General features: G+C 69.3%; 2 protein-coding genes and 1 pseudogene. 2 read left to right on the plus strand and 1 reads right to left on the minus strand.

The annotated features are described in order from the left end of the window. The first annotated feature begins 879 nt into the window (after positions 1 to 879). Together ACGRHY_RS26315 and ACGRHY_RS26320 are read left to right on the plus strand one after the other, a co-directional pair. Positions 880 to 1,482, plus strand: coding sequence for a helicase associated domain-containing protein (locus ACGRHY_RS26315; protein WP_394637787.1), 603 nt, complete (start codon positions 880 to 882; stop codon positions 1,480 to 1,482). Positions 1,483 to 1,607: 125 nt separating this feature from the next. Continuing rightward, positions 1,608 to 2,903, plus strand: a complete 1,296-nt coding sequence (locus tag ACGRHY_RS26320; RefSeq protein ID WP_394637788.1) for an NACHT domain-containing protein — start codon at positions 1,608 to 1,610, stop codon at positions 2,901 to 2,903. 1,163 nt (positions 2,904 to 4,066) lie between these two features. Here the strand turns inward: ACGRHY_RS26320 and ACGRHY_RS26325 are convergent. Continuing rightward, positions 4,067 to 4,196: pseudogene (locus tag ACGRHY_RS26325) on the minus strand (telomere-protecting terminal protein Tpg); the annotation flags it as partial. Between the last annotated feature and the right edge of the window lie 9,020 nt (positions 4,197 to 13,216).

Genomic DNA, 13,216 nt, shown 5'->3' on the forward strand with positions numbered 1-13,216 from the left:
GTCTACTCGGAGGCGTCGTGGGGAGCAGGCTGGCCGGTCGCGCTCCGCGCACAGCCGCTGGCCGGCCCGCGTCGGTGGCCGACTCGGACCCCCTACGCGCGGCAGTGGGTGGCGAGAGTGGGGATGAGTGGAGCACTGGAGGAGGTGCCACTTGCGTGCGGTTCTCCACGGCCGGGTAAGAGTGGCGCCCCGCGAGCCCGCAATGCTGGTCGCGCAGTTTCGTGGCGCACCCGCGTCAGCCGCCCGAATCCCAGGTCTGGCTCAACCGGGGCCTCAACGCCTACGGAGAACTGGCAACCAACAACAGAAACGCAGCACGGGGGAAGCAGGGACGGGAACGGGAACGAGGCCTTCGCGCACGGCGCGAGCACCGAGAGCCAGGGTGGTAATGCGGGCATCGTATGCTAGGCCAGGGACAGCCGTGCGCAGGGACCATGGAGTCAGTGCACGTGCGACCACCCAGGAGCCGCCCGTGCGAACCACTCGTACGAACGACAACTGGGATATCCGGAGAACACTCACCAACCGTGGGAAGGGCGAGGAAGCCGGAAAGGGCCCGCGTCCGCCGGCGATGGCTCGCACACGCCGGTTAGCGGTGCTGCTCGATGGCCGGCGTCGGCACCTTCTCCCTGGGGCAGTGGATCAGCGAGGCAGCGGCCGTGCCACTCACCGGCCCTCCCGGACGCTAGGCGAACATTGGCGGCACCTGGGCCCCCAGTTGGCTGGAGAGCCAGGCCAGGGCACATGGTGTTGGTCGTGCCCGGGACCGCCGCCTTCAGGGAGAAACCTCGCCCGCCGGCCCGGCCCAACTTACCGCCGATGACACGGCACCCTGTGCGCGCCCCGGACCGCCGTCGCGCAGGGCCGGCCCATCGGGCAGTGGCTCCCAACTGCCGCCGACCCCAAGGGCTCGGCAAAGACCCGCAGCGGGCGGCGCAGCGGGCCGCCCGGCTGGCCCAGATCGACCCGGACTGGAACCCCGCGGAAAACGGCTGGACGGTCGACTGGCAGCGGCAGTACGCAGCCGTGCGGGCCTGTATCCACGGCGGCGCCACCCTGGAGGAGATCCGGCCCGGCGTCACCGTCGGCGGAGAGGACGTCGGACTCTGGCTGGCCCGGCAGCGCACCCAGTGGGAGCAGTTGGCCGACGGACAACGCGAACGCCTGGAAGCGCTGGGCGCCCAGCCAACCGCGACAGCACCGGGCGACCAGGCCGGCGCCGGAGACCAGACAGCGGGGACGGCGGTAGTGGTAGTACCCGCCGGTGCTTCTGCCTGGGACCGCGCACTCGCCGCCCTCCGCCAATACCAGGCACGGGAAGGACACGTGAGGGTGCCCCGCAAATGGATCGAAACCATCCACGACCAAGCCGGGCAGGAACACCCGATCCGACTCGGGGTGTGGATCAGCAACCAACGCCAACGACGGAACCGGCTGAACGCCGAACACGCCGCCGTACTGGAGGAACTGGGAGTGCTGTAGCCGAGGGGGCCCGGACCCAACGGGTTCGAACCCTTCCCCATGGATAGCCTGCCGATGCATTCGGCGGTGGCATAGGTGAAGCCCTCGCCGGGGCGAGCGATTGTTCTCTGCGGCAGGATGTGCTCATGATGCGTCGGGGGCGGGCCGGGGTGGTCTCGGCAGTGGTGTTCAGCGTTGCGGTGTGCTTGGCCGGCCTGTGGTGGACGGTGAAGGCGCTGTCGGGGGCGGAGGAGGAGTCCGACCCGGCGGGGGTGCTGGCCTTCCTGCCCAGCCTGGTGGGTGCGGTCCTCGGCGGGTGGGGAGTGTGGGCGGGAATCCGGGCCCTGCAGTCCCAGCGCACGGCCCTGGTGATCGCGGAGGGACTCGCCGGGCTGGTGGCCGTCGGTCGGAGCGTGCGCAGAACCGGCAGTTGCTGGGCAGCGCTGGCTGGCGGCGCCGGACGGGCGGATCGCGCCTCCCTTTCACTGCCCACGGACGCGAGCGGGGTTGAGGCCTGGTGTCGCGGCCGTAAGGGGACGGTGGGGGAGACTCGCCGGCTATTCTACCGGGGTCTGCGGCCTGGGCGGATGGTCATCACCGGTACGCCGTCCGGTGGCCGGGGCGGGCGGAGTGGCGGTGACGCGGGAACGGGTAAGACTGTGCTCGCCCTGTCCCTGATCCTGGGCTTGGCCAGGGAGCGTTCCCCGCAGGAGCCGGTGCCGGTACGACTGTCCGCGGCGTCCTGGCCCGGCAATGAGATCCGTGACTGGTTACGGACGCACCTGGCCGATGTCTACCGTCTTTCCCGCCGTGAAGCCGCCCGCCTGGTGGAGGCCAATCTCGTCCTGCCGGTCATCGATGGTCTGGACGAAATGGACCGGGGTACGGCTCCCGGCTACACCTCACGTGCCGCCGACCTCCTGCGCTGCATGGAGCGGTTCGAGCACGGTGGTGCACACTGCCCGGTCGTCGTGACCTGCCGGCACGCCCACTACCAGGCCCTGGTGGAAGCGGGGACGGAACCTCGGATCGTGGCACGCATCGCCGTGGCCCGCGTCGATGCCTCCCGCGCTCACCGCTACCTGTCGCAACGCGTCGCCGGCACGGAGCGGGGCCGGGCCCGCTGGCAGCCGGTCCTCTCCGCCCTGGACACCGTGGCGGCAGATCCGGCCGGCCCCGTTCCAGCGGAACACACCCTGCTGGCCCAGACGCTGGACACGCCCTGGCGACTGACCCTGGCCGCCACCGTCTTCGAGGAGCGCACCACCGACGGGCGATACGTGCGTGACCCCGCCGATCTCCTCGCGCTGGCCACGGGCGGGCACCTCTACGAGTACCTTCTAAAAACCGAGTACATCGTGCCCTGCGTTGGCCCGCACCTCACTGGTCGGGGCGGACGACATCTCCCGGCCGCCGGGCACCGACACCCCGTCCACGCCTGAGATGGCCGGACGCCACCTGGCGCCGCCTGGCCACTCCTCGCCCGCTACCTCAACGACAACAAACGGCCCGGCAGACGGCTCCCACCCCGCCGCGTCGCAGCCCCGCCGCTGAGCAGCACCGACCGGGTCCTTCCACGAACTGTGGGCCCCTGGCCGGGGAAGTACCGACCACGGGTCGACCGAACGAGCCCGTGATTCACAGCGCTACTCACGGCGCTGTTCGGGCCCGCTGCTGTGGGGAAGAATCCTCCGTCGTGGTGACTGGCGGGGTGTCGTTCCTCCTCTGCTTCGCGGTGCTCGACAGACCAGCATGGCCCAAGCCACGGCGGATCGACCTTGGCCGTCTTCGCACCTCTGCCGGCCGACGCGCTCTCACAGTGAGCTCCACGGTCGGTTTCGCTATCGTTTTCCTGATCATCGCGGGCCTGGTCGCGATGGCTGAATACTCAACGGAATGCCCAGAAGTACTGCCCTCGGAGCGGGTTTATCATTTCGGGGTCTTGTTCGGCGTCCCGATCGGCTTGTGAATTTGGTCTCTGCTCGCGGAATCATGACCAAGCCAGGATCATGTGGGAGCCGGTCCGCGCCCATTCTCAATCCGCATGGACCTCACCGGCCGCAATCGTGGTCCGGTCCCGTGAGCATGGTCCCGGGGTCGTGTCTTCATGCCCTTGTCCCGCAGATTCGACTCCTGTCCGGCAGCTGGAATTGCGTCGGTCTTTGGGTATTTTTTTCATGGGGTTAATGATCGGCATCTTGATATTTGGCACCCTGCCGCAGGAGGCGTCGCAGCCCTCGCGGGGTATTTCGTGCTCCTCCTCGCACGCGGCAGGAAGCTGCCAGTGGCGACTGCGGCCGCTTCCTGGGAACATCTTGCTACGAAACTCGGCATCCTGCGCGTGTCCGGAAACGCATGGCAGTTCCGTCATCGTGAACTCCAGGACCACCTCGCCACCCGCCCCGCGCCACCACCCCGCTCATGAAGAAGCATCCCCACGCGGGACTGGCGTGGATGCACCGGCAACTCAGAACCAGACAAAGACAAGCCGGGCTCCGAGGTCGTCGCGCAGCCGCATGACATCCGATCACCGCACATGCGTGGGCAAGCTCCGGACCACAACACCCATTCGTCCGGGGCTCACAACTGTGCGGTGTGGCTGCTGCAGCTCGAACTCCAGATGCTCCACGTCGGTGAACTCCACGTCCAAGCCGCGGGCGCGGCGGCCTCCGTCGCGGAAATACCGCCTCACCGAGGCCCTCGGCAGCGATGACGCGCAGCTGCTGGTCTTCACGAGGGCGCCGAGCCGACAGCGGTGGGGCGGCCGTTCAGGAGTACGCGGATACGCGCCTGACGGCCCGCGAGGAGTTCAGGTGGTGGCGAAGGCGGACAGCAGGGTGTCGGCCCTGATACGTACTCGCGTTGGCACAGCGTTGAGATCTCGACGCAACACGTCGCTGCCGACCGGGTGGCAAACCACACCGCACGGTCCGGTCGGGGCCGGCCAGGGGGTAGGAGTACAGCCGTGTCGCGCTCGTCGTCGGTGGCGGAACAGGGCCGCCTCCAACGATCAACGGGCGCACGTTAACGGCCCCACACCCAGCCCTCACACTGCCGCCCAGTCCTTCGGCCTCACCCAGCCCGTGGCGGGTCCGGGGCGGGTCCACTTCGTACCGGTAACCGCTCGATGCCGGGCCAGGACGGGTAGTCAGTTTTCGTGTTTCCGGGTATGCGAGTCCCGTGTCTCTGCGGGCTCGCTTTCCGTGTCGCGGGGTGAGGTGGGGTAGTTCCGGGGTGTAACAGGGACAGGCGCAGCAGGAAGGTCGAGGGTTTTTTGCAGTCTGCGGGTGCGGGTGGCGGGGGTGCGGCGAAGGCGAGGCGAGGGCCGATGACGGCGGTGATGGCCAGCAGGCAGTGAGGGGAGCAGGAGTCGCCATCAGGTGGCCGGGGTGGGTGATGCGGCCAGGAGGGGCGAGGGTGATGGTGGTGCATAGGGCGCGGCGGCCCGTGTGCGGATGAGTGCGCTGGCGGTCGGTCATGGGATGGCTACTTGCGGTCGTGCCCATCTCGGGGGGGGCTGCTGGTGGGCCCAGTGAGCCAGATGCTTTTCCTGCTGCGCGGGGGCACTTCGGGGTTGTAAGGTCAGGTGTACGGGAGCGCCGAGCTGGGCCAGATCAGCCAGGTCATCGATGAAGCTCGCCGCATGTGAGCTGAGTGGTGAGGCATCGGTTGGAGGGGTGGCGTCCGGGAAGGGCTTGCTGCAGCGCACCGCGGCGGGGGGCTGGGGCGCGGGCGGGGAAGCGCAGGTGGGACGCGATTGAACGATGGTGGTGGAAGAGGCGGCCGCGTGGCCGGCACACCCGGCAGGGGCGTGACGGCGGCTGGCGGTGCTCGCCTGTTCGCCGGGCGGGCGCGCCCGGCTGCCCGGTGCGGCGGTGGTGCCGAGCCGCCGAGGCCGCGGTCGTCCGGGCTCTCACTGGGCGGCGGCCACTCACGTAGCAGTACCTGATGGACTGGCCGGAAAGGCTTGCGGTAGGGGGGAGAGGGCCCGGATGCCTTTAATACAGTCGCGAGGAGATGGTCGCTTCCCGCCCGTATCACGCTTCGCCGCATCCTGGCCGGGTGGCGGGCAGCGCTGTGGGCAGATGAGGACCTGCCCACGACGACGGGCCGCTGCCGGCGGGATCGTGCCCTGGCCGCGGACGATCGGCTGGGCCGGAAGAAGTGGCGCAGACGCCTGGCGAAGGCTTCGCCGCGATGGGGATGTTGGCCTGCACGCGGAGGAACTGGACAGCAGATACTGGGCGGCGAGCTCGTGAGGCGCCCGCGATGGGACTGGAGCCCGTCGGCCGCGTGGACCTCCCTGGAGCAGGCCGGCAGGGAGCTGGGAAGAGCTGAATACGGCGCACGTGCTGACGGGCTGCGGCCCTTCCTACGGCCGTGTAATGTGATGCCGGCCTGTTCATGCGGCCCGACAAGCCCCCGCCCTGGCCGCCCTGCGCGCCCGGATCAGACGAACGCGGCCTGGGCCCGTCCTCACAGATGATCTCACACGGGAAAACAAAAACCTACCCCGGCCCCCGGCAGTTCGCACGACAGCTCCTGACCTGCTGGACCCGATATGGCACGACTCACAGCCTGACGGATCAGCTCCAGGCCGAACGGACCGTTCTGGCCTGGCCCGGGACAACACCGCGCCAACGGCTTCCCTGGAGACCTGGACCGCACCTGCGCGAGCAGACGCAGGCTCGCATCGCAGCCGCCGGCGGACACGTCACGCCGGCCGGTGATGTTCGGCGGTTGGTGTCGCAGTCCTCCTGCGGCCGCACGGGTGCTCATGCCCGCCACTTCGTCCAGCCGTGCTGGTTGCCGCATCCGGCAGGGCCGCCCGCCTTTGCCGGAACGCGCGCGGGGTCCGGAGCCGCGCGGCGGGGTGGGTTTTCGGCGGATCTGCGGATACGGCGGCCCGGGCGGACACTGGGCCATGATGGGCGTCACTTTCCAACATGGGAGGTTGCTGTGGGTGATCACCGGAAGCCGGAGCCGACCCGGGCAGGGCAACTCGCCGCCGGGGAACGCGACGGGCAGGTGCCCACCCCGCCGCGGGCGGCGGCAAGCAAAGAAGGACTGACCCGGTGCCCGCTCGACGCAGCCAGCCCGCCATCTGGCCGAGGCCATGGCGGAGCGTGGTCTGTGGCCCGAGCGAGCGCCGTGATCGCCGGGCCCGTCCGAGGACCTGCCGGCAACGGTTCGCCCCCGACGGCTGTGGTCTGGGACTGGGTCCGCCGGTGTCCCTACGTGCCGGTGGCCGGGCGGCCGAAATCGGGGCGGTGGGCGGCCCGAGGTTACGGGGCGGACGCCCCGGCCGTCACCCGATACCGGCGGCCGGGCCCGTCCTCGAGTACTGTCGGTGTCCCGGGGTCGTGGTGGAATGCTCGACTCGCTGCTGCTGGAACCCGGCGGCGGGTTGCTTGGAGTGGGGACGGGGCACCGCTGGAAGCAGCCTGCTCGCGCCACCGCGCCGGACCGGCCGGGATCACTCGTCGAGGTCGACGCATCCCTGGCGCGCCGGCGCCTGAGGACTCGGCTGGTAAGCGGCTGGCGCGCAAGGCTGGCCGGTCCAGGTCGGGGAGGTAACGGCCGGATGGGCAAGGACGCGCCGTATGACCCGGGTGATCGCCAAACTACGCCGTCCGAGGAGGTGCCGTTGGGCGTGGGTGGAGCAGACGCGGCCGGGGGGCGGATGTCACCTGGGGGCGGCTGGGGCTACGTTCGCTGCTCACCGTCGCGGACGGTGGGGCGGGCGGCGTCGGGGTGGAATGCAGGGGCTGGAGAATGTTTCATGCCTGCCGCGGCACGGCCAGGGGCCGTTGTCACGCATCCGCGACGCATCCTTGGAAGGTGGAGGGACCGTTTCCCCCGTCCTTGGATGCCTTGGCCGGGCCGGAGGGCGGGCACCTGCCGTTCGCCCTGGGGTACTTCTGCCCGAGGTAACTCACCGAAACGGCGACAGAAGGCGAGTGAACGCGTGGTGCACGACGGCACACTCCCTGGGCCACTCGCCCCCGCGCGGGAACGCGACGCCGGCCCGGGTCGCGGGGTAGTGGCCCGCCAGGGCGGCCCCCGCCGCCTGGCCGACGAAGTACTGCGCGCTCTGGACAGTGGTGGGGGAGCGCGGGGCGCCGGGGCTGTCGATTCGGCTCACCCGCACGAACACGAGCAGTGGATTGGAGCAGGCGACGCGGACGGCCCATGGGCAGCCAACTGGAGACCGCAAGCCAGTGCACTGACCTCCTCGATCGGCCGGCCGTAGTGGCGAAGGCCGGAGTGGTTGCCTTGGTCGTCCACGCATCGTGGTCTGCGAGGCTTTGGCGAGCGCTATTGGGGGCAGGCCTTGGGCTGCGCAGGGCCGCCCTCACAAAGGGTGGGGCCCTGTGGGCCGTGCGCGCGCGAGCCACGGCGGGGAAACGGGGTCAGCCGGGCGGGTCGCTCCTGGTCCTGATGACAGGCACGGCCTCGGGCCTACCCGGCGGGCCGAGGGAAGGTCCCGTACCGCTCCGAACGTGGTCGACGGCTGCTCGCCGGCTCACGGCCCTGACTCTCAGACTGCACGACATACGAATTCAAGTTCACGTACTCCACTGCCATCTCCAAGCGAAGGCGGAATCGCGCTGCTTCAGCAGGCCTTGGTCTGCCGTTGCCGACGGCGGCTGACCGGCACGCCGGTGATTGGGCGGGCAGCCTGCAGGCGGCCGGCGCCCTTGCGCAGCTAGCCGGCCGACGCTTCCGCGCCTGTCTGAAGGACCCGAGCCGGCAGAGGACGACGGCAATATCACCACCGGAATCCTCGCAGCTTCAGCAGGTCAGTGGTATTCGTTGCGAATGGCCGTGCGGTTGCCGCAGGTGGGCACGACGCCCCGCAAAAGAGCGGGGCAACGGTCCAAGCTCGAACCAGAACCACCTTGGCGGTGCGCAGCTCAGTCGCGCCCCGAAAACAGCGCCGGGCAGCCCGGGTTGACCAGGTAGCAGGCCCCGCCCGCCCTCGTCCGGTCGCCCTGGCCTGCCGCAAGCCTGGGCCAGCTGCGGCACGGTCGTCCCCGACATCGCAAGGCGCAGCATGTCGGTGGCGCAGCAGCCATGCGAGCGGTGCATGGGCCGCTCGGCGTTAGCGGAACGGCGTTGGACCCACCTCGCTGACCAGGCAGCTTCCACCGTTAGTCCATCAGATCCGGTCAGCTCCCAGCGCTCCAGCGCGCACCGCGCCAAGGCGACGGGCTTTGGGGTGCACGGCTTTCGGTTTGTCCGGGTCGTACGGTGCCAGTAGGCCACGTCCGCCTGGGCAGGGATAGCCGTCGAAAGCGGGCGGCCAGCAGCCGCGGACATGTCGTGCGTGCCGGTCGCCGGGCCGTAGGGATGTCCAGCACCTCGTCGCACACGCGGTTCCAGCGGCGGCGCGGGTGTCGTTTTTGGGCGGGTCAGCCCGGCGGTGTCGGTTGAGCTTCTTCGCGCAGCTGCCTCGATCCCCGGTCCACACGTCCCGGTGGCGGGACTCCACCAGGCCGTCGGTGTAGAGCAAGCAGGGGTGGGCCGCCGGCCGGGGCGTCCCAGCTCCCCGCGCTCGAAGTCCCACGCCCCCACCACCCCGATGGGGGCTCCGTGCCGGGACGCCGCAGCACCTCGGCCGGTGGCCCGTCGCGGTGGCAGCATCACCGCGGCGGGTGCCCGGCGCTTAGGCCACCCCCCCCACGATCCGGCTGGGGCCACGGGGTCCCGTAGACGGCGTACAGGCAGGTCGCCATGCGGTCGCTGCCGCAGGCGCTGGGCCTGCTCGTCGAGGTTGGTGCAGCACCTTCCTGCGGCGGCAGGTCGAGTCCGGCCAGGGTCTGGGGCGGTGGTGCGCAGCTGGCCCATGAATCGGCCCCGCGGAGGTCAATGGAGTGGTCCCATGACGTCGCCGACGACCAGGGCCCACCCGGCCGCTCGGGCAGCGGTACGCGTCGTAACCAGTCGCCGCCCACCGGGCTGTCTGAGAAGCGGGGAGGTAGGCGCTGGCCAGCGTCACACCGGTGGGATGGGGGCAGCTCGTTGGGGAGCATGGTGCGCATGGAGTTCGTCGGCCGAAATGTACGGTCTCGCGTCCCGTAGAGCCACTGTTTTTGTCCACGCCCAAGGCGCGGTCTGGGTGGCCAGTTGCGCGGGCCGCCAAGCAGGTCGTTCGCCCTCAGAAGGCGGTCCCGGTCGGTTGCGGCGCCAGGAAACGGCCGCGCCCGATGGACCCGCGGCGGCCCGCAGCGGGGGCGAGGAATGACGTGTGGCCCCAAGGAAAATAAAATGCTTGGAGTCTGTAGGGAGCTGAAGCAGCTCAGTCAGCGCTGCCGATCCGACGGCTGTAGCTGGCCTAGTAGCGGGGACCGTACTTCCGCGCAGCACCTCCGCGAGGGGGCCGCCGCCGCGTACTCTCGATCATCTCCCGGACCCGGACAAGGATCTCTCTTGGTGGGCCGACGAGCAACCGGCATGGGCACGCTCGTTGGTCTCGGAGGGGTCACCGTCGGCGGAGGCCCGGGGCGACGGGTCATGGTCGGCCCAGCCGGTCGGTAACGGCGCAGCCGCAGCAGTGAAGGGCCCGGTGGGCCGCTCGTCCATCCACCGGCAGCGGATCGCGCGCAGATAGACCAGGGAATTTCGTCGGATGAACGCCCGGGACGCTCGGCACGGCAAACACGCCCGAGCAACGGCCTCGTCCAGATCGACGCCGCGGGCGATGCGGCCGGCTGGGCTGCACTCGCGAACCGCATGATGGTTTTGGCCACTTGGCATTCTCGGCCCAGGAGGGACGGGTGAACCTGCTCCCATGGAGCGCCGACCTTCTTGGAGGTTGTTCGAGGTTTGTCCCGGGAACAACCCTCCGGCGGCAGGCGACGTACGCCTGCCGTAAATGCCGCTGGGCCGGCGGTCAGAGGCGGCGGATGGTTTCGGTGGTGGTGGTACTACCTCGCCTGGGACGAGATTGGGTCCGTGTGGGCCGGTTGGCGGACTGCGGTGTGGCGTGCCAGCCCCACTTCGGTCGGGCGGCCCTCTTGGACGGCCTCGTGCTCTTGGTCCAAGAGCCGGAGCGGAACTTCTTTGCAAGGGCTCTGTCGAACATGTACCAGAGCCACCTCGTCCCGGGTCCGGGGCCCCAGGCCTGTGGGCATGGACAGATCGGCCGCCGGTCCGGGAGCAGGCCGTTGAGGCTGCCGCTTGGCCGGGTGCGCCACCTTCCGGCGTGAGAGGTTTCCTCCAGGGCCCTGGATGCGGCGCGCGGCGTGGTCGGCCACCTGTTTGGGCGGTATCCCGCTCCTGCCCTCGGCGCGGCTCAGTTGTTTCGCGAAAGGCCGGTGTTCCTGGTCCTTGGGCCCGCTGCCAAGGCGCTTTTTGCAGGATCCCCAAGCTCCCCGGTTGGCGGAGGCGGGCCTGGAAGCAGCGCGTCGATCTGTGGCGAGTCCAGGTCGGCAATGCGGTGGCCTGGGCGCTGACCCAGCAGGGCCAAAGACCAGGTGGCCACCTGAAGAGCCCTGCGCACGCCCCCCGCCTTCGCATTGGCCCTCCGTAGGCCTGCCTGGCCCGGTTCACATCTCCTCGTAGGCCGCGATGGTGGCGCTCTTTGCGGCTTCGATGAGTTTCCCGGGAGGTGACGCAGGCTCGTTTGTCCCGGCCCACCAGGGGGGTCGGTTCGTTCTTGCGCGGCTTCCCACAGGCTTCTCTCGCCCGGGAGAAGCTGTCGGGTGGCCCTCCTGGTGCATCTCGTGCGGGAAACAGCCGTCCCGCGGATCGCTTTCCACCAGAGTCAAGGCGAGCCCGTCGCCCGCCAGCCAGGTCACGCAGCTTCCGGAGCTCGGGCACCATAGCCGTCATGGAAATGATTCGCGGAAGTCAGCCGATGGTGTAAGACCGCAACCGACAGCCGCGGCATGGTCCAGCCACGATCTGGACGAGGTGCAACCAGCCATCGTTGATCTCGCACACCGGAACCTCGTGCTGGCGCCCATGGGCGACCCCGACGCCCTCGATTTCTCACCCCCCACGATCTTTGCCGTTCCCTACTCCGGGTGTCGCCGAACAACCCTGCGTTTGTCTCCCGGGATAAAGCCCAACTATCCAGCTAGCGAAGCTTGAAGGTGAACCCTCTCGAATTACCTTCTGCAAGAGCCCCGGTGGGACGGCTTCCTGTTTCTTCGAACCTCTGGAACACAGAAGGGTTGCCGCTGCGCAGGACCGTCCCCCGGCTCAAAGGTCTAACAGATCCAGCAAGCATGTGGAGCACAAGTGGTTGACCAGACAACAAACGATGGTGCGGTAACTCGCGGACACCGACTCTCGCGCGTCCTTCGATGGTTGCCCGGCATGGTGGCTCTGATGTCGGCGATCGGGATAGTGCTCCTTATCGCGGTGGGGCGCACAGACGAGATCGCTTCGGTGGCCACGCTCGGTGTGACCGCGTTGGCAGGAGGGACCCTGCAGGTCACCGTCAACGTTCATCGCCGGTGAGGACAAAGTGGTCAGCGCGTCACTTTGGACAGCGGGCCCGGGCACCGCGTAAGGCGCCAGGCGCGCGGGGGCGAGGTGACACCCCGACGCAGCTCTCTTACGCAGTCACAACGAAGCATTCCACCATCGGGTAACCGAGGTGTCGAAGGGCTGAGGGGGGCTTGGCAATGTCGACGGGAACGAGCGGGGCGTACTGGGCGGAGCAAAGCGCTTGCCGAGCGTGTTCAAGCCACAAGCTCTTCTGGGGCGGTACAAATCCGTCAGTTTTTCGGCGGGAATGACCGGGGCTCACGGGACGGCCGGGTGGTGTACCTGGACGGATACGCCGCGGGAGGGCCGGAACGAAAAGCGGCGAGGCCGCGGTCGGCGGAGATCGCGATTGTCGGGTGGCTTCCAAGGCACCTGTCCCGGCACGGGCTGCGCTGGACCCTGGCTCTTCCACCGAGCGGGAACGCAAGTCGGGTCACCCGTCTGGAGGAGATCGCCGCGATCTACCAGGGGCCAGGGTTGTGGACGTTTCGGGTGCATCCCACGGCGAGGGTCGACCAGGTCCTGGACGAGGGTGCATGCGCACCGCCCGCCGGCCTGCCGCTTGTTTTTGGTTCCTCGATACCGTGCGGGCTGGGGTCCCTGCCCTGGGCATCAGGCTCGACTGCAGGCTATGGGCGCTGCGCCGGACGGGCGTAACCGGCGGACCGTTACGGAGTTCTTGATGAACCTTCAGCATAGGTCGCGGCTACGGCCGTCTGGGCCGGCGAACGCCCGGTCGGCCAAAGGCGTGGAAGCCGGTCCTCGGAACGGTTTCGAACGAGGTGTGTGCGGGGGGCCGGCTGGGTGGGCGGGGACTTCTTCCCTGCCCGGGGAAGGAGCCGGCCCCGGATGCGGACGAAGGCGGTTGGCCGCCGAGTACGCCCCCGCCGGCTGGCGGCCGCCACCGGCATGGCTTGGTGCGGTCGGTGCCGGTGGCGAAGGCCCGCCCACAAGCCGGTCTACCACCTGGTTGTAGCGGCAGCCATGGCGCCAGCAACGGCTTGTGGGTCTTCGGCGACGCAGCCGCCGCGGGCCCGTGACGCGCTGGTGGAGAAGTTGGAAGTGGTAGAAGGAACAGGGAGAGTCCGGACGTGCTGTGTTCTCCACCGCTTTCGCTGATTCCGTCCCCGACCCGGGAGGATGGTCCGCCAAGGCGGCGGTGCCAGCCCATGGCCCAGAACACTGGAAACGGCTTCCTGCGCTGTGTGGCCGACCGGTCAAATTGGGTCGACCACAGCGCTGGAGGTCCTTCGGT

This window comes from Streptomyces shinuiensis (genome assembly GCF_043660855.1).
GTDB lineage: Bacteria > Actinomycetota > Actinomycetes > Streptomycetales > Streptomycetaceae > Streptomyces.